Annotated in this window: 19 protein-coding genes; 10 read left to right on the plus strand and 9 right to left on the minus strand. The window is 77.2% G+C overall.

The features are described 5' to 3' along the window. Positions 1-64 precede the first annotated feature (64 nt). The 3 genes from WDZ17_RS06370 to WDZ17_RS06380 all read left to right on the plus strand — a co-directional run bounded on the left by WDZ17_RS06370 (position 65) and on the right by WDZ17_RS06380 (position 3,362). Positions 65-1,354, plus strand: a complete 1,290-nt coding sequence (locus WDZ17_RS06370; RefSeq protein WP_339574298.1) for a magnesium transporter MgtE N-terminal domain-containing protein — start codon at positions 65-67, stop codon at positions 1,352-1,354. 135 nt (positions 1,355-1,489) lie between these two features. Further along, positions 1,490-2,122 carry a DUF1003 domain-containing protein gene (locus tag WDZ17_RS06375; protein ID WP_339574299.1) on the plus strand — a complete coding sequence of 211 codons (633 nt, stop codon included), beginning with the start codon at positions 1,490-1,492 and terminating at the stop codon, positions 2,120-2,122. A gap of 97 nt (positions 2,123-2,219) precedes the next feature. Further along, a complete protein-coding gene (locus tag WDZ17_RS06380) occupies positions 2,220-3,362 on the plus strand; it encodes an Mrp/NBP35 family ATP-binding protein (RefSeq protein ID WP_339574300.1) in 1,143 nt (380 codons plus the stop codon). 71 nt (positions 3,363-3,433) lie between these two features. On the opposite strand, the gene WDZ17_RS06385 is transcribed toward WDZ17_RS06380, so the two are convergent. The 3 genes from WDZ17_RS06385 to sigE form a co-directional block, all read right to left on the minus strand. Further along, a complete protein-coding gene (locus WDZ17_RS06385; protein ID WP_339574301.1) occupies positions 3,434-3,937 on the minus strand; it encodes a twin-arginine translocase TatA/TatE family subunit in 504 nt (167 codons plus the stop codon). A gap of 48 nt (positions 3,938-3,985) precedes the next feature. After that, positions 3,986-5,425, minus strand: coding sequence for a S1C family serine protease (locus WDZ17_RS06390; protein ID WP_339574302.1), 1,440 nt, complete (start codon positions 5,423-5,425; stop codon positions 3,986-3,988). 198 nt (positions 5,426-5,623) lie between these two features. Then, the gene (gene sigE / locus WDZ17_RS06395; RefSeq protein ID WP_339574303.1) at positions 5,624-6,268 is read right to left on the minus strand and encodes an RNA polymerase sigma factor SigE; all 645 of its coding nucleotides are present in this window, start codon (positions 6,266-6,268) and stop codon (positions 5,624-5,626) included. Positions 6,269-6,597: 329 nt separating this feature from the next. Here sigE and WDZ17_RS06400 point away from each other — a divergent pair, with 329 nt between their 5' ends. Further along, a complete protein-coding gene (locus tag WDZ17_RS06400) occupies positions 6,598-7,170 on the plus strand; it encodes an O-methyltransferase (protein ID WP_339574304.1) in 573 nt (190 codons plus the stop codon). 37 nt (positions 7,171-7,207) lie between these two features. On the opposite strand, the gene WDZ17_RS06405 is transcribed toward WDZ17_RS06400, so the two are convergent. Beyond that, complete coding sequence (locus WDZ17_RS06405) at positions 7,208-8,728, minus strand: leucyl aminopeptidase family protein (RefSeq protein ID WP_339574305.1); 1,521 nt, start codon at positions 8,726-8,728, stop codon at positions 7,208-7,210. 168 nt (positions 8,729-8,896) lie between these two features. Further along, the gene (locus WDZ17_RS06410) at positions 8,897-9,064 is read right to left on the minus strand and encodes a DUF3117 domain-containing protein (RefSeq protein WP_339574306.1); all 168 of its coding nucleotides are present in this window, start codon (positions 9,062-9,064) and stop codon (positions 8,897-8,899) included. Positions 9,065-9,255: 191 nt separating this feature from the next. Between WDZ17_RS06410 and WDZ17_RS06415 the strand changes: the two genes are divergently transcribed. Continuing rightward, positions 9,256-10,050, plus strand: a complete 795-nt coding sequence (locus WDZ17_RS06415; RefSeq protein WP_339574307.1) for an enoyl-CoA hydratase/isomerase family protein — start codon at positions 9,256-9,258, stop codon at positions 10,048-10,050. A gap of 14 nt (positions 10,051-10,064) precedes the next feature. Here the strand turns inward: WDZ17_RS06415 and WDZ17_RS06420 are convergent, their stop codons facing one another. From WDZ17_RS06420 to dapE, 4 genes are read right to left on the minus strand one after another with little or no spacing between them, the layout of a single operon-like run. After that, entirely contained in the window at positions 10,065-10,700 is a 636-nt protein-coding gene (locus WDZ17_RS06420) for a DNA-3-methyladenine glycosylase I (RefSeq protein WP_339574308.1), read from the minus strand. Further along, positions 10,697-11,185 (minus strand): hypothetical protein, encoded by a 489-nt coding sequence (locus WDZ17_RS06425; protein ID WP_339574309.1) that lies wholly within the window; start codon positions 11,183-11,185, stop codon positions 10,697-10,699. The genes WDZ17_RS06420 and WDZ17_RS06425 overlap by 4 nt, the downstream gene beginning before the upstream one ends. Then, a complete protein-coding gene (locus WDZ17_RS06430) occupies positions 11,185-11,634 on the minus strand; it encodes a DivIVA domain-containing protein (protein ID WP_339574310.1) in 450 nt (149 codons plus the stop codon). Before WDZ17_RS06430 ends, WDZ17_RS06425 begins: the two co-directional genes overlap by 1 nt. Next, positions 11,631-12,860: a succinyl-diaminopimelate desuccinylase gene (gene dapE / locus WDZ17_RS06435; protein ID WP_339574311.1), complete on the minus strand. Its 1,230-nt coding sequence runs from the start codon at positions 12,858-12,860 to the stop codon at positions 11,631-11,633. Before dapE ends, WDZ17_RS06430 begins: the two co-directional genes overlap by 4 nt. A gap of 115 nt (positions 12,861-12,975) precedes the next feature. Here dapE and dapD point away from each other — a divergent pair, with 115 nt between their 5' ends. From dapD to WDZ17_RS06460, 5 genes are all read left to right on the plus strand, one after another. After that, positions 12,976-13,995: a 2,3,4,5-tetrahydropyridine-2,6-dicarboxylate N-succinyltransferase gene (dapD, locus tag WDZ17_RS06440; protein WP_339574312.1), complete on the plus strand. Its 1,020-nt coding sequence runs from the start codon at positions 12,976-12,978 to the stop codon at positions 13,993-13,995. Positions 13,996-14,027: 32 nt separating this feature from the next. Continuing rightward, complete coding sequence (locus tag WDZ17_RS06445) at positions 14,028-14,960, plus strand: hypothetical protein (protein WP_339574313.1); 933 nt, start codon at positions 14,028-14,030, stop codon at positions 14,958-14,960. A gap of 197 nt (positions 14,961-15,157) precedes the next feature. After that, a complete protein-coding gene (locus tag WDZ17_RS06450; protein ID WP_339574314.1) occupies positions 15,158-15,307 on the plus strand; it encodes a hypothetical protein in 150 nt (49 codons plus the stop codon). A 291-nt stretch (positions 15,308-15,598) separates the two neighbouring features. Then, positions 15,599-16,267: an RNA polymerase sigma factor gene (locus tag WDZ17_RS06455; RefSeq protein ID WP_339574315.1), complete on the plus strand. Its 669-nt coding sequence runs from the start codon at positions 15,599-15,601 to the stop codon at positions 16,265-16,267. Then, positions 16,264-17,103 carry a hypothetical protein gene (locus WDZ17_RS06460; protein WP_339574316.1) on the plus strand — a complete coding sequence of 280 codons (840 nt, stop codon included), beginning with the start codon at positions 16,264-16,266 and terminating at the stop codon, positions 17,101-17,103. The genes WDZ17_RS06455 and WDZ17_RS06460 overlap by 4 nt, the downstream gene beginning before the upstream one ends. The last annotated feature ends 34 nt before the right edge of the window (positions 17,104-17,137 follow it).

Here is a 17,137-nt window from a genome sequence, read left to right on the forward strand (position 1 = left end):
GGGGCCGTGGGGGCGCCCCGGGAGCGGACCGGTGCGGACGAGGGGCGCGGCTACGCTGCGGCGCGTGAGCAGCCCGTCCCGCATCTTCGCCGCGCGGCTGGCCGGGCTCCCCGCCTTCGACCCGATGGGCGACCAGGTCGGGCGGGTGCGCGACGTCGTCAGCGTGCTGCGCGGCGACGGCCGCAGGCTGCGCGCCGTCGGTCTGGTCGTCGAGGTCCCGGGACGCCGGCGTGTCTTCGTCCCCATGACGCGGGTCACCGCCATGGACGCGGGCCAGGTCATCACGACCGGGCTCGTCAACATGCGCCGCTTCGAGCAGCGCAGCGCCGAGGTGCTGCTGCTCGCCGAGGTGCTCGAGCGGCGGGTCGAGCTCCTCGACGGCTCCGGCGAGGCCGTCGTCGAGGACGTCGCGCTCGAGCGGCCCGGCCCGCGCGACTGGGAGGTCACGCGCGCCTTCGTGCGGCGCGGGACACCGGGCGGGCTCGGCTCCCGGCTGCGGGGACGCCGCGGCGAGACGCTGCTCGTCGGCGTCGACGAGGTCCGGGGCCTGCTCGGCGCCCCGACGGACGCCCAGGGCGCGAGCCTGCTCGTCGCCACCTTCGAGGACATGAAGCCGGCCGACATCGCCGAGGCCCTCCACGACCTCTCCGGACGGCGTCGCCTCGAGCTCGCGGCCGAGCTCGACGACGAGCGGCTCGCCGACGTCCTCGCCGAGCTCGGGGAGGACGACCGCGTCGAGGTCGTCACGGGGCTCTCCCCCGACCGCGCGGCCGACGTCCTCGAGGCCATGGACGCCGACGACGCCGCCGACGTCCTCGGCGAGCTCCCGGAGGAGGCCAAGGAGCACCTCCTCCAGCGGATGGAGCCGGACGACGCCGCGGACGTGCGCCGGCTGCTGGCCTACGACGAGGAGACGGCGGGCGGGCTCATGAACCCCGAGCCCGTCCTGCTCGGTCCCGAGGCGAGCGTCGCCGAGGCGCTCGCGCTCGTGCGCCGCAGCGACCTGTCCCCCGCGCTCGCCGCGTCGGTGTACGTCTGCCGGTCGCCGCTCGAGACCCCGACGGGGCGCTACCTGGGGCTCGTCCACATCCAGGCGATGCTGCGGGTGGCCCCGCACGAGCAGCTGGGCGCGATCATGGACGCGGACGTGGACGGCGTCGCGCCGGAGGCGTCCCTCGAGGTCGTGACGCGGCGGCTGGCCACCTACAACCTCGTGTCGGTGCCCGTCACGGACCCCGCCGGGCGGCTCCTCGGCGTCGTGACGGTCGACGACGTGCTCGACCACGTCCTGCCGGAGGACTGGCGCGAGCAGGACGAGCACCAGCTCGCGCGGCAGGGCCCGACCGGCTCCTGACCGCCCCGCCCCGCCCGCAGGACCAGCACGACGGACGCGCCGAGCACGGCCGGCGCGCAGGAGCCCGCCCGAGAGACCACCGCCCACGACGCCCGGCCGCGACGGCCCGGGCCCCCGCCCGGGGAGGAGGACGACATGGCCAGGACCGAGCCGAAGGAGCCCTCTCGCACGGGGCTCCGGCGTACGAGGGCCGACCGCGCCGGGAGCGACCGCGCCGGGAGCGGCGCGCTCCCCCGTCGCCGCACGCCGGGCCTCGACAGCCCCCAGGAGACCCGGCGCCGCGTCGTGCCGCGCCCGAGCATCGACCCCGAGGCCTTCGGGCGGCTGTCGGAGGGCTTCGCGCGCTTCATGGGCACGCCGACCTTCCTGCTCTACATGTCCGGCGTCATCGTCCTGTGGGTCGCGTGGAACACCCTGGCGCCCGGCGGCCTGCGCTTCGACCCCTACGCCTTCCTCTTCCTCACGCTCGTCCTGTCGCTGCAGGCCTCCTACGCGGCCCCGCTGATCCTGCTGGCGCAGAACCGCCAGGACGACCGCGACCGCGTGGCGCTGGAGCAGGACCGGCAGCGCGCCGAGCGCAACCTCGCCGACACCGAGTACCTGGCCCGCGAGGTGGCGGCCCTGCGGATCGCCATGCGCGACGTGGCGACGCGCGACTTCCTGCGCAGCGAGCTCCGCCAGCTCGTCGAGGAGCTCGACGACCGCGACGAACGCGGCGAGGAGCGGGCGGGGGCCCGGGGGCCCCGGCCCCGCCCCGGCGGCCGCTGACGGCCGGGACGACCCCGGGGACGACGCCCGAGCAGGACGTCGGGGCGGCCCGGACGCGCCGCGGACGGCGTCCGGCACCGCGCCTACCCTGGCGGGCATGAGCCCCACCGAGCCCGACGTGCGCGCGGCGCTGACCCGCGTGCTTGACCCCGAGATCCGCCGGCCGATCACCGACCTCGGCATGGTGCGCTCGGTCGTCGTCGACGGCACGGACGTGGCCGTCGAGGTCTCGCTGACGACCGCGGGCTGCCCGATGCGCGAGCAGCTGACCCGCGACGTCGAGCGCGAGGTCTCCGCGGTGGAGGGCGTCACCGCCGTGCGGGTCGCCCTCGGCGTCATGGACGACGCGCAGCGCTCGGCGCTCAAGGACGCCCTGCGCGGCGGCCGGCCCGCGCGCCAGGTGCCCTTCGCGCAGCCCGGCTCGCTGACGCGCGTCGTCGCCGTCGCGTCGGGCAAGGGGGGCGTCGGCAAGTCCAGCGTCACGGTCAACCTCGCGGCCGCGATGGCCGCGGACGGCCTGCGCGTCGGGGTCCTCGACGCCGACGTCCACGGCTTCTCGGTGCCGCGGATGCTGGGCGTCGAGCACCCCCCGACGCGGCTGGACGACATGATCGTGCCGCCCGTCGCGCACGACGTGAAGGTCGTCTCGATCGGGATGTTCACGCAGGGCAACACCCCGGTGGTGTGGCGGGGACCGATGCTCCACCGCACGCTGGAGCAGTTCCTCACCGACGTGCACTGGGGCGACCTCGACGTCCTGCTCCTCGACCTGCCCCCGGGCACCGGGGACATCGCCATCAGCGTCGCCCAGCTGCTGCCCGGCGCCGAGCTCCTCGTCGTCACGACGCCGCAGGCGGCGGCCGCCGAGGTCGCGGAGCGCGCCGGCGCCGTGGCGCGCCAGACGCAGCAGCCCGTCGCCGGCGTCGTGGAGAACATGAGCTGGATGGAGCTGCCGGACGGCTCGCGGGTCGACGTCTTCGGCAGCGGCGGCGGCCGCTCCGTGGTCGAGCGCCTGGAGGCCCTGCTCGGGACACGCGTGCCGCTGCTGGGCCAGGTCCCGCTCGACGTGCGCGTCCGCGAGGGCGGCGACTCCGGCGTCCCCCTCGTGCTGTCGGACCCCTCCTCCCCCGCCGCCGTCGTGCTGCGGGACGTGGCGCGGTCCCTGTCCGGCCCGCGGGGCCTGGCCGGCCGGCCCCTGGGCCTCACCCCGGTGCGCCGCGAGGAGGCCAGGGCGGGCTGACGACGGCGGGGTGACCACGCCGGCCCGACGGCCGACCGACATCGGTCGAGGCCGGCGGATGGAGCCCTAGGTCAGGTCGCCTCGGTGTCGTAGGGCGTCGGGCCGGACGCCCTCGCGCCCGGTCCGCTCCTCCGGCTGCCGGACGGCCGCGTCCCCCGCACCGTGCTCCCGCCGGTCCGCGCGGCCGGCACCGCTGCCGCGCCCAGCGCCGTCCCCGCCCCTGACCCCGAGGCCGCTCCGGCCGCCGCCGCGCCGGCGGCGGGGGTGGTCGGTGCGGTCGCGGCCGGCCCGCCGGGGCTGCGGGGCTTCACCGGCTCGTCCCACGCGTCGGTGAGGGCGTCCCGGACGATGCGGCGGGGGTCGTACTGACGGGGGTCGAGCTTCTTCCAGTCGATGTCCTCGAACTCGGGACCCATCTCCTCCTTGAGGGAGTCCCGGGCGCCCTTGGCGTAGCGCACGCCGTCGCGGACGAGGTCGGCCAGCTGCTGGGTGTAGCGCGGCAGCCGCTGCGGCCCGACGACCACGAGCACGAGGACGAGCAGCACCAGCAGCTCGCCGCCGTTGGGGAAGTTCACCCCGGCAGGGTACGACCCGTGCTCTCGACGTCCTGCGCGAGCGCGGCGTCAGTCGCTCGGCTCGCTCCCGAGGACCACGGGGATCTCGACCGCGTCGCGCCCGCGCTGGACCGTGAGCACGACCTCCTCGCCGGGGGTCCGGGCGCGGATGGCGACGATGAGCTCGTCGGGCGCCGTGACCAGCTGGTCGTCGACCGCCGTGATGACGTCGCCGGCCTCGACGCCCGCCTCGTCGGCGGGCCCCCCGGGGGTGACCGGGGCGCCGGTCGTGGTGGTGCCCTCGGCCACCCGGACCCCCTGCCCCTCGTACGTCCCGTCCAGGGAGACACCGATGACCGGGTAGGTGGCCACGCCGTCCTCGATGAGCTCCGTCGTCGTGCGGACGACCTGGTCGGCGGGGATGGCGAAGCCGAGGCCGATGCTGCCGCCCGCGCCGCCGCCGGCGGACGTCGTCTGCGCGATGGCCGAGTTGACGCCGACGACGGCGCCGGAGAGGTCCACGAGCGGCCCCCCGGAGTTGCCCGGGTTGATGGCGGCGTCGGTCTGCACCGCGTTGATGAAGCCCTGCTCCGCCTGGCTCTCGCCGGCGACCACCGGTCGGTTGAGGGCGCTGACGATGCCGCTCGTGACGGTGCTGGCCAGCCCCAGCGGGGCGCCGATGGCCACGACCGGGTCTCCGACCCGCACGTCGGCGGTGTCGGCGAAGGCGAGCGGGGTGAGGCCCGTGCGGTCGATCCGGAGGACGGCGAGGTCGTAGTCGGACGTCCGGCCGACGACGGTGGCGCTCTCGCGCGTGCCGTCGGACAGCAGGACCCGGATGCGCCCGCCCGCCTCGACGGCGGGGGCGACGACGTGGTTGTTCGTGACGACGTACCCGTCCGGCGAGAGCACGAAGCCCGAGCCGTTGCCGGAGCCCGCGCCGGAGGTGATCTCCACGGAGACCGTGCTCGGCAGGACGGCCTCGGCGACGGCGGCGACCGAGCCCTCCTGCGCCCGGGCGCTCGCCCCTGCTCCGCCCGACCGCTCGACGACGGACACCGACGCGCTGCCGCCGGGGCCCGCGAGCCGCTGGCCCGCGACCCCGCCCACGAGGCCGGTGGCCAGGCACGCCGCGACGAGGAGCAGCACGCGGGGCGAGCGGCGGCGGCGGGCGGTGCGCGGCTCGCCCGTCGACGAGGGCGTCGCGTCGAGCGCCGGGAAGCCGGTGCCGGTGTGGCCGACGAGGGGCCCGGTCGCCGGCGGGGGCACCTCACCTCGCGACGCCGTCACCGGTCCGACGGGCGGGGGGCCGCCGAGCGGGGAGCCCTCGCCCCGGGCGGGCGCGTCCTCGTCGCGCGGAGCCCACGGCGAGGCCGGGGGCGGTGCGACGTCGGACGCGTCGCCGCCGTCGGGGGCTGCGCCCGGCCGGGGGTCCTGGCCGGCGACGTCGTCGTCCCTGCGGCTCGCGGGGCCGGGGCCGTCGTCGGCCCGTCCTGCGGACACGCTCATGCGGGGTTGCCTCCTCGGGCGGTCGCGCCGTCAGCGGTCGCCGCTGCCGTCCCCATCCTCGCCCGTGGCCTGCGCCGTCGCGCACCCGGGGCGGCGTCCCCACCCGGACGCGTCGGCCGCGGGGACCACGGGCAGGTGCCCCGCCGCGGCGGGCGGGACGGGGCGGGGGCGGGGAGGGACGTGCGGACGTGCTGCCCGTCAGCCGGCCTCGGGGGCGCGGTGCGGCAGCGACCGCCGCAGCTGCGCCCGCGCGCGGTGGATCCGGGACCGGACGGTCCCGATCTTCACGCCCAGCGTGCGGGAGATCTCCTCGTAGCTGAGGCCCTCGATGTCGCACAGGACGACGGCGGCGCGAAACTCGGGCGAGAGCTCCAGGAGCGCCGCCTGGACGTCCCGGTCGAGGTTGCCGTGCTCGTAGGCCCGCTCGGGACCGGGGTCGGTGCCGGGCAACCGGTCGGTGGCGTCGTCGGCCAGGGCGTCGAAACGGATGCGCTGCTTGCGGCGGACCTGGTCGAGGAACAGGTTCGTCGTGATCCGGTGCAGCCAGCCCTCGAAGATGCCGGGCGTGTAGGAGGACAGGGAGCGGAAGACGCGGACGAAGACCTCCTGGGTGAGGTCCTCGGCGTCGTGACGGTTCCCGGTGAGGCGGTAGGCCAGGCGGAAGACCCGGGCGGAGTGGTCGCGGACCACCTGGTCCCAGGACGGCGGCGTCCAGGGCTCGGTGCCGGCGGCCACGGGGGACGTGACCGCCGCCGCGCTGCCGGCCGCCGCGCTGCTGCTCGCCGCGCTGCCGGTCGGGGCGTCGGGCGCGCTGCGCGCGGGACCCTCGGCTCGCGTCGTCATGGCCGCAGGGTGCCAGCCGGGCCTGGACGGCACCTGGCAGGGCGGCCACGGAACGGCCGCCACCGTCGGCGGTCCCCCGTCCGGCCCCTCGATCGGGCCCCCGGTCGCCCTGACGCCCGGGCCCGGCGCGAGGGCCCGCCTCCTGCGGCGTCCCGGTAGCCTCGCGGCGCGGTGCGACGACGCCGCCGTCCTGCCGCCGACCGGCAGCCCGAGGAGGTCTCGGGCCGTCTCCTCGGCGAGGGGCGCGGGAGCACCGCGAGGAGACCGCCATCGCCGCCACGTCCGCCGCCAGCCGCAGCTACGCCGAGGACTTCGTCGTCGAGGACGAGGTGCTCGAGCGGGCGCGGGGCCGTGGCCAGGAGCTCGGCTGCTCGCCGGTCGGCCCGGGGACGGGGGCGGCCCTGCGCCTGCTGGCGGCCTCCGCCGGGGCCCGCGCCGTCGTCGAGGTCGGCACGGGCAGCGGCGTCTCGACCCTGTGGCTGCTCGCCGGCATGCCGGCCGACGGGGTGCTCACGACGATCGACGGCGAGCCCGAGCACCAGCGGGCGGCGCGGGAGGCGCTGGCCGAGGCCGGCGTGCGCGGGGGGCGCGTCCGCGTCATCGGCGGCCGGGCGCAGGACGTCCTGCCCCGGCTGACCGACGCCGCCTACGACCTCGTCCTGCTGGACGCCGACCGGCTGGACCTGGACGCCCACCTCGACCAGGCGATGCGCCTGCTGCGTGCGGGCGGCCTGCTCGTCGTCGTCGGCGCGCTCCACCGCGACCGCGTCGCCGACCCCGCGCAGCGCGACGAGGTGACGACGGCCGTGCGCCAGGCCGGCCGCCGGGTCCGCGACGACGAGCGGCTCCTGCCCGCGCTGCTCCCCGTCGGCGACGGGCTGCTCGTCGCCGTCGTGCGCTGACCGGCGCCGACGAGCCCCGCCCGCCGGCGGCCCCCGCCTAGACCGCCCCGTCCTCCAGCCACCGCAGGAGCAGGCGTGCGCCGAAGCCGGTGGCGCCCTTGGTCACCTCGTGCTCGTCCGCGTCCGCGCGACCGGGGCCCGCGATGTCCAGGTGCGCCCAGCGGCGCGAGCCGGTGAACTCGCGCAGGAAGAGCGCGGCGGTCACCGAGCCCGCACCGGGACCGCCCTTCGCGGCGACGTGCCGCAGGTCGGCCACGTCGGAGTCCAGGGCGTAGCGGTAGTCCTCGACGAGCGGCATCCGCCAGACCCGCTCGCCGGTGGCCGCCGACGCGCTCCGCAGCTGCTCCAGCAGCGGCGCGTCGTCGGTGTAGAGCGCGGCGTGCCGCCGGCCGAGCCCGAGCGAGGCGGCGCCCGTGAGCGTCGCGACGTCGACGAGGAGGTCGGGCTCGAGCTCCTCGTCGGCGAGGGCGAGGGCGTCCGCCAGCACCATCCGGCCCTCGGCGTCGGTGTTGGCGATCTCCACCGTCGTGCCCCCGTGCACACGGACGACGTCGCCCGGTCGGTAGGAGGCGCCGCCGAAAGCGTTCTCCGCCAGCGGCAGGAGTGCCGTGACCGGCTGCGCGACCTCCAGCTCGGCCGCCCCGAGCACGGCGGCGAGGACGACCGCGGCCCCGGCCATGTCCGTCTTCATCGGGATCATCGCGTCGCGCGGCTTGATGGACAGGCCGCCCGAGTCGAAGGTGATGCCCTTGCCGACGAGGACGACGTGGCGCCGCGGGGCCGTGCCCGCGGGCGGGCGGTAGCTCACGCTGACCAGGCAGGGCGGGGTGTGCGAGCCGCTGCCGACGGCGAGGATCCCGCCGAAGCCGCGGCGGCGGAGCTCCGCCACCTCGAGGACCTCGACCTCGACGCCGGGGACGCCCGCGGCCATCTCGCGGGCCCGGTCGGCGACCCAGGCCGGGGTCTTCGTCGAGCTCGGCGTCGCCGCGAGGTCACGGGTGCGCCAGGTCGCCCGGGCCGCGACGACGGCGCGGGACAGCGCGGGCCCCTCGTCGGTGCCGAGCAGCTCGACGACCTCGGCGGCCGGTCGCGGGCCCTGCTCCACGCCCGAGCGCGGCGGGTCGTAGGCCGCGAGGAGCAGCCCCTCGCAGAACGAGCGCAGCGAGGCCCCGGGCAGGCCGACCCCGGCCGTCGTCACGACGCGGGACGCCCCGCGGGTGGCGCGCGCGAGTGCCGCACCCGCCCGCCGGAGCGCCGTCGTCGACGCGTCGCCGACGCCGAGCAGCAGCAGGCGCTGCGGGCCGGCCCCGTCGTCGCGCGCCGACGGCAGCGGGACGCCGAGGACCTCGCCGGCGGTGCCGCGGAAGCGCTGCTGCTCGGCGAGGACGGCCGTGTTGAGCCCGAGCCAGACCGCGGCGTCCGCCGTGCCGGGGCGCGGCTGCGGCTCACGCTCCCCCGGCGGCGGGGCGGCGACCGGGACGGCGAGCACGTCCGCCCCGGCGGCGGTGCGGACGTCGCTGCTCGCGACGGGGACCAGGCGGGGCATGCGGGCGACCACGGTTGCGACCCTACCCAGGGGCGACCACCACCACGCCGGGCCGCCGCGCTCCTCGGACCGGCCCCCGGACGCACGACGGCCCCGCCCGGTGCCGGGCGGGGCCGTCGTGGTGGTGCCGTCGTGGTGGTGCTGTCGTGCTCGTGGCCGCGCGGGCCGGGAGCGGGCCGGTCAGCCGACCGCGCCGCCGATCGCGTCGCCGAGGCCCTTGGCCTCGTCGGGCGTCATCTCGACGACGAGGCGCCCGCCGCCCTCGAGGGGCATGCGCAGGACGATGCCGCGGCCCTCCTTGACGACCTCGAGCGGGCCGTCACCTGTCCTCGGCTTCATGGCCGCCATCTGCGGATCCCCTTCCTGGTGGGCGTGATCGCGGACCAGTATCCCGGGAGGAGGCGCAGGAGCGAAACGCGGCTAGCCTCCCGAGGTCGGCCGGTCACCCCGGCGGGCCCTCCCCCTCCTCCCCGGTGGGCCGTGGGCCCCGCTCGCGGCGCACCGTCGGAGGTCGCATGGACGTCGCCGCAGGAGTCGGCGTGGAGCGCACGGGCGCGGTCGCCCGAGTCGTGGTCGGACGCCCCGAGGTCCGCGGGGCGCTGGACTCCGCGGTACGGCGAGGGCTCCTGGCTGCGCTGCGGCGGGTCGCCGACGACGAGGGCGTCCGCTGCGTCGTCCTCACCGGCTCCGGCGGGGCGTTCAGCGCCGGGGCGGACCTGCGCGAGCACGCCGCGGCGCTGGCGCGCCGGGACGAGGGCGAGCGGACCGGCGCCGGGCGGGACGCGGACCCCGGGCTGGACCTGGACCGCGTGGTGGCGGAGGAGTACGCCCCGCTGGCGCTGGTGCTCGCCGAGATGCCGAAGCCCGTCGTCGCCGCCGTGCGCGGGACCGCCGCGGGGGCGGGAGCGGCGCTGGCGCTGGCCTGCGACCTGCGCCTGCTCGCCGCGTCCGCCCGGGTCGACCTCGGCTTCACCCGCGTCGGCCTGTCCCCCGACACCGGCGCCTCCTGGTGGCTGCCGCGGCTCGTCGGGCAGGGGCGGGCCCGCGACCTCCTCCTGCTCCCCCGGCCCGTCGGCGCGCAGGAGTGCGTCCGCATCGGCCTGGCCACCGAGGCCGTGGCCGACGACGCGCTCGACGCCCGGGTCGAGGAGGTGGCGCAGCTGCTGGCCGCGGGCCCCACGGCCGCCTACGCCGCGACGCGGCGGGCGCTGGCCTTCTCCGCCACCCACGACCTGCCGACCTCGCTGGCGCACGAGGGCGCGCTCGTCGCCGAGGTCGGGCGCCGCCCCGAGCACCGCCGAGCCGTCGAGGCCTTCCTGCACCGGCGGCGCTGACGGCGCTGTGACGATCAGCCGGCGGCGGCTCCGCGCACCCAGCAGCCGGCGAGGTGGTCGTCGACGAGGCCGACCGCCTGCATCGTCGCGTACGCCGTGGTCGGGCCGACGAAGACGAGGCCGGCCCGCTTGAGGTCCCGCGCGAGCGCCGACGACGCCGGCGTCGAGGACGGCACGTCGGCGGTCGTCCGCGGGACGGGGTGCTCGCCGGACCGGGGCGCCGCGGTCCGCAGGAGCGCCTCGAGCCCGCCGCCCTCCCGCAGGGCGACGACGGCGCGGGCGTTGGCGACCACGGCGTCCACCTTGGCGCGGTTGCGGACGATGCCGGCGTCGGCGAGCAGGCGCGCCCGGTCGTCCGGGCCGAAGGCGGCGACCGCCTCGGGGTCGAAGCCGGCGAAGGCGGACCGGAACGCCGGGCGCTTGCGCAGCACCGTCAGCCACGACAGGCCGGACTGGAAGGCCTCGAGGCTGAGCCGTTCGAAGAGCGCCGCCTCGCCCGTGACCGGTCGGCCCCACTCCTCGTCGTGGTACCGCCGGTAGTCGGCCGGCGCGTCGCCCCAGGGGCACCGCCCGCGGCCGTCGTCCCCGACCACCGGGCCGACGCCCACCGAGGAGGCCGGGGGCACGGCGGACGGGGCGTCCGGCGTCACGGCTCGAGAGGCTCGGGCGTGGCCGCCTCCACGCGGCGGACCATGTCCGTGACGACCGCGCGCAGGCCCCACCACGCCGGGACGCGCAGGAGCGGGGTCAGCGGCCTGGTCAGCGCCACGGGGGCGACCTCGACGTCCTCGCCCCACACGAGCGTGCACGAGCCCGCGGTGAGGGGCTCGACCCGCAGCGCGGCGGTGCCGAGCACGACGGAGCCGCGCTTGGCGAGCACCGCGACCCCGGCCCGCGCGCCGTCGGCCGGTGCACCCGCGGTCGGCTCCTGCCAGCGGACGACGTCCATCGGGTCGTCGAAGCCGGCGCCGAGGACGGCGGTGCGGCCGACGAACGAGTCGTGCGGTCCCCCCGTGCGCCGGGTGGTCGAGACCCGGGTGAGGGGGATCGACGCGCTCTGCCACGGCCAGTCGGTGACGTGCCGCCACACGACCGGGGCGCTGCGGCGCACGCGCGCCTCGACGACGACGCGCATCAGCGACCGGTCCCCGGCTCGGACGCGGCGCCGGCGGTCCCGGCCGGTCGCCCGCCGGGGTCGCTCGCCGAGACGCCCCGGTCGTCTCCCGGCACGTCCTGCGGCGCGTCCCGGGCGAGCGGGGCGTCCCCCGCCGGCGCCCGCCAGGGCGGGTCGACCGGCGCGGCGGAGCGCAGCAGCGCCTCGAGCTCGGCGAGGCGTGCGTCGCGCTCGGCGACCTCGTCGCGCACGCGGTCCAGGGCGGCGTCCACCTCGTCCATGCGGTAGCCGCGCAGCCCGAGGGAGAACCGGACGCGGTCGATGTCCTCGGCGGCCAGGGGCCCGTCGGGCAGCGCCCTCAGCGGCCGGCTCGTCGTGGGCTCCTCCAGCCCGCCGACCAGCCGGCCGGTACCCACGGCCACGGCGGCGCCGGCCACGACGACCGCGACGAGCAGCAGGACGAGGCTCACGGCTCGATGCTGCCAGACACCGTGCTCCCGGACGCCGTGCTCCCCGACCCCGTGCTGCCTGACCTGGTGCTGCCGGACCCGACGACCGCCCCGGGGGGCGCAGCGTCGGCGGGGGCCGTGGTCAGCCACGTGCGCAGCACGTGCGCGACCCGGTGCAGGTCGGCGACGGGGCAGTGCTCGTCGTCGGCGTGCGCCAGCAGCGGGTCGCCGGGGCCGAGGTTGACGGCCGGGACCCCGAGGGCGCTGAAGCGGGCGACGTCGGTCCAGCCGAGCTTCGCCCGCGGCTGCTCGCCCGTGGCGGCGACGACGTCCGCGGCGGCGGGGCGGTCCAGGCCGGGCCGGGCTCCCTCGGCGCCGTCGGTGCGGTGCACCTCGTAGCCGGCCAGCAGCACGCGGAGGTCCGCCTCCGCCTGCGCGAGGCTCCGGTCGGGGGCGAAGCGGTGGTTGAGGGTGACGACGCAGCGGTCGGGGACGACGTTGCCGGCCGTGCCGCCGCGGATGCCGACCGCCTGCAGGCTCTGCCGGAAGACCAGGCCGTCGACCTCCCGCTCCCCCGCGTCGTGGGCGGCGAGCAGCGCGAGCAGCGGCGCGGCGGCGTGGACGGCGTTGACGCCGCGCCACGGCCGGGCGGAGTGCGCGGGCACGCCGGTGAGGACGACGTCGACGCGGAGCGTCCCGTTGCAGCCGCCCTCGACGGCGGCGGACGTCGGCTCGCCGAGCACGGCGACGTCGCCCGCCAGCCAGTCGGGGTGCCGCGCGGCGAGACGGCCGAGACCGTTGAGCTCCGCCTCGACCTCCTCGTGGTCGTAGAAGACCCAGGTCACGTCGCGGGTGGGCTCGGTCAGCGCGGCGGCGAGCGAGAGTGCCACCGTCACACCGCCCTTCATGTCGCTCGTGCCGCGGCCGTGGACGACCTCGTCCGCCCCCGAGCCCGTCCGCCACGTCGGGAGGTTCGGGCTGCCGTCGGCGCGGCGGCCGAGCGGGACGGTGTCGAGGTGGCCGGCGACGACGACGCGTGAGGGCCGGCCCAGGCGGGTGCGGGCGACGACGGCGTCGCCGTCGCGCAGCACCTCGAGGTGCGCGCACGCCGACAGCGCGGCCTCCACGGCGTCCGCCAGACGGGTCTCGTCCCCGCTGACGGACTCGACGTCGCAGACGGCCTGGAGCAGGTCCGGCAGGTCGGCCGCGAGGTCCAGCACGGCGGGCTCCGAGGAGGAGGTCGTCATGCCCGGGAGGGTAGGCCGGTGGCGGCGGCCGGCCCTGGCAACGGCCCTCGCGGCGGACGGTGCGACGCACCCGCGGCGCCCGGGCGCCCCGACGCACGCAGGTAGCCTCGGGCGCATGACGGACGCCCCCGCCGAGCAGGCCGCCCGTACCTCCGACGCGCCGTCCGGCGAGGACGGCCGCAGCCGCCGGGCGTGGGGCTACGGCCTCGCGACGAGCACCCGCGGCGGCGCGGTCCTCGACACCTGGTACCCGTCGCCGGCGCTAGGCGACCCGGGCGAGGACGCCGGCCCCTTCGCCGTGCCGGCCGACCTCGCGGCGCTCGAGGGCGAGGACCCTCGCCGCGACGTCCGCACGCACGTCGTGCGGACCGTCGTCGACCTCGACGCCCCGCCCGCCGACGTCCCCGACGCCTACCTGCGCCTGCACCTGCTCTCCCACCGTCTCGTGCGCCCCCACGGGGTCGACCTGACGGGCCTGTTCGGCGTGCTGCCGAACGTCGTGTGGACCTCCGTCGGCCCCTGCCCCGTCGACGGCTTCGAGGAGCTCCGCGGGCGGGTGCTCCGCGCGCGCGGGGACCGGCTGGTCGTGCTCGGCGTCGACAAGTTCCCCCGCATGACCGACTACGTGCTCCCCAGCGGCGTCCGCGTCGCCGACGCCTCGCGGGTGCGCCTCGGTGCGCACCTCGCGCCCGGCACGACCGTGATGCACGAGGGCTTCGTCAACTTCAACGCGGGCACGCTCGGCAGCTCCATGGTCGAGGGCCGCATCAGCGCGGGCGTCGTCGTCGGCGACGGCTCCGACGTGGGGGGCGGCTCCTCGATCATGGGCACGCTGTCCGGCGGCGGGACCGAGGTCGTCTCCGTGGGCGAGCGCTGCCTCGTCGGCGCCAACGCGGGCATCGGCATCTCCCTCGGCGACGACTGCGTCGTCGAGGCCGGGCTCTACGTCACGGCCGGCACGAAGGTCTCCGTGCTCGACCCCGAGACCCGCGAGGTCCGGCGCGTCGTCAAGGCGAAGGAGCTCTCGGGCACGGACGGCGTCCAGCTGTGGCGCAACTCGACCACCGGCGCCGTGGAGGCGCGGGCCCGCAGCGGCTCCTGGGGCGCGCTCAACGCCGCGCTGCACGCCAACTGACCCCGCTGCCCCACGCCCCGACCCGCCACCCCATGCCCCCCTCCCCGGCCGCGCGCCGCCCCGCGTCCGACGAGCGGCGTCGGCGCCTGCGCCGCACCGGGGTCGTCTCGGCCGTGGCGCTCGGCCTGGTGGCGACGGCGGTCGTCGTGGCGGTCCACGAGGGCGAGGTCCCGGGGGTGAGCGCCCGGTGCACGGCGACCGCCGACGGCGACGAGCACTCGCTGACCGCCGACCGGGCGGCCGTCGCGGCCCTCATCGCCGCGCGGGCGCGGGCGCGGGGCCTGCCCGCCCGGGCGGCGACCATCGGCATCGCGACGGCCATCCAGGAGTCCGGGCTGCGCAACCTCGACCACGGCGACCGCGACTCCCTCGGCCTCTTCCAGCAGCGCCCCTCGCAGGGCTGGGGCACGCCCGCGCAGCTGCAGGACGAGCTGTACGCCACCGACGCCTTCTTCGACGGCCTCGTCGAGGTCGAGGGCTACGAGGCCCTGGAGATCACCGACGCCGCGCAGCGGGTGCAACGGTCGGGCTTCCCGACCGCCTACGCCGACCACGAGCCCGAGGCGCGCGTCCTGGCCTCGGCGCTGACGGGCTTCTCGCCCGCCTCGCTCGTCTGCCGGCTCCCGCGCGTGCCCGCGACGGGCGAGCCGCAGACCCCCGGCGAGGACGGTCTCGCCCCGCGCGCCCGCACGGTCGTCGACGAGGCCGCGGCGCAGCTCGACGACGACGGCCTCACGGTGGTGGACGGCTCCGGGGGCACCGTCCTCGAGCGCACCTACGGCGACGGCGAGGACGCCACCCGCGCGGGCTGGGCGCTGGCGCAGTGGGCCGTCGCGCGCGCCGTCGGCACCGACGTCGTCGAGGTCGCCACCGACGGCCGCCGCTGGTCGCGCGGCGAGAGCGCGTGGGTGGAGGACGCCTCCGCGCCCGGCGCCGGAGGCGTGCGCATCACGGTCGCGGGCTGAGACCGCAGACGCCCGGCGGAGCCCGGAGCCGCGAGGTGCACGCGTCCTGCGCCCGCGCTGGATCCGCATGGTGGAGCCCCGCGGGCGCGCCCTTCGCCGCACGACGTCCCCTCGTCGGGACGGGCATCCGGACGGGTCTGCCGGGACGTCGCTCTGGAGACGCCGTCTCAGCGGCGCCTTGAGCCGCACCGTTGCCGGTGAGGGGTCGGCTGCTGGGACGGCGGCCGGAGGACGTCCCGGACGGTCGCGACATCGAGGTTGCAGTCACCGCGGACGCCGTCCGTGACGGCAACCTCGATGTCGTCGCCGAGATGGAGGTTGTCGTCATGAAAGTGCTTCGCGCGTGACCACAGGCTCCATCTCGCGCTGAGCGCGAGAGTGGAGGAGGGGCGCGACCCGTCCCTGTCGCCACCCGGTACGACGGCCTGTCCGCACATCGATCGACAGCGACACAAGATCACGACGGGCGCCCGCGCCCCGGCTTGGGCGCCGCGGTGCTCCGGCAGTCGGTCGTCTGCTGGGACGACCAGTCAGCCGCGTCGAGGACTTCTTCACGAGCCGTACATCCTGATCGAGTCGGCGAGTGGGGCTCGAGGGAACTCTGGTGCCGGTCCCGGGCACTAGGGGGTGTGAGCACGATGGAAGGTCCACCAGACCGGCAGCTGTGGCAGCGGGCATCCGCGGGCGACGGTGACGCCTTCGGAGTCCTCTTCGACCGCCACCACGAGGCGGTGCGTGCGTACTGCGCTCGGCGGACGGGGTCCTTGGACGCCGCCGACGACATGGTCTCGATCACCTTTCTGGAGGCGTGGCGACGTCGCTCGGACGTCGAGCTTGTCCACGACAGCGTGCTGCCGTGGTTGTACGGCGTCGCCGGCAACACCGTCCGTCGCCGGACGCGCACGGCGATGCGTCATCGTCGGCTGCTGGACCGCCTGCCGCAGGAGAACGTGACGCCGGACCACGCCAAGGACGTCGCGACCCGCCTGGACGACACCCGAGAGCTGGAGCGGGTGACCGCCGCGCTGATCCGGCTCCGGCGCATCGACCAAGAAGTTCTCGTGCTGTGCCTGTGGCAGGGCCTGGACTACGCCTCGGCCGCCGTCGCCTTGGGCGTGCCCGTCGGAACGGTCCGCTCACGCCTGTCGAGAGCACGCACCCGCCTCGGCGACGCGACCGCCCTGATGGCGCCACCCCACCCCGACCCCCCGTCTCGTCCGCATGGGGACTCTCGAGCGACTCGCTCGAGCACGCCCACCGCGACGGCGACCCCGACGACTCCCATGACCTGGCAGGAGCAGCCGTGAAGACCACCCTGTCCTCCCCGATGCCCGACGCCCGACGCCAGGCGACCCGCTCGATGCTCGTCGGCCACATCACCGCGACCGGCGCCGCCCCGTCGGCAGTCGCCGCCACCCGCAGTGCGTGGGGCCGGCCCGCCCGGATCGGACTGGTGGCCGCGTCCGCAGCGGCGGTCGCCGGCGTGACCGCGGTCGCGGTCATCGCCGGCCCCGGCGCCGAGCCCGCCTACGCCTCGTGGACGGCCGTCCCGCAGACCTCGACAGGCACTAGCACCCCGCCGGCTGACGGCGACCTGCAGGCGTGGGCCTCTCAGTGCACCGACCTGGGCGTCGGGGGGGTGTCGGTGGAAGGACTCGAGGACTCCGGCGACGCCGACCGGCGCAGCGTGCTGGTCGACCGCCGCGGCGAGGTGACCTACTGCGTCGACGTGGCCCTCGGCAGCGGCACCGAGGCCGACCCGCTGGTGTCGCTGAGCGGATTGCGCGCCGACGGCCTCAGCACGATGGCCACCACGGTCACCTCCGAGCCCTACGACCTGCCGAGCGGCGGGGAGGTCCTCGTCCTAGGCGGTGACACGACCACACCGCCTGCCGCGCCCGTCGAGGAGGGCGTGACCTCCCTAGAGGTCTTCCAGCTCTACGGCCTCGCTGGCGACGACGTCACCGGTATCGACATCGTCTTGACCAACGGCCTACGCATCACCACCACGCTGACCGATGGCATTTGGGGAGCCTGGTGGCCCAGCGACAAGGGCGACCCCACCGGCGTCCGACTCGACCTGCACACCAGCGACGGGCAGACCGCCACCGTGGACGCAGCGGCCTTAATGCTGCAGCCATGAGCGGACCACCCGCTCGGGAGGTCGCGAGCCGCGG

Source organism: Pseudokineococcus basanitobsidens (assembly GCF_037482545.1).
GTDB classification, from domain to species: Bacteria; Actinomycetota; Actinomycetes; order Actinomycetales; family Quadrisphaeraceae; genus Pseudokineococcus; species Pseudokineococcus basanitobsidens.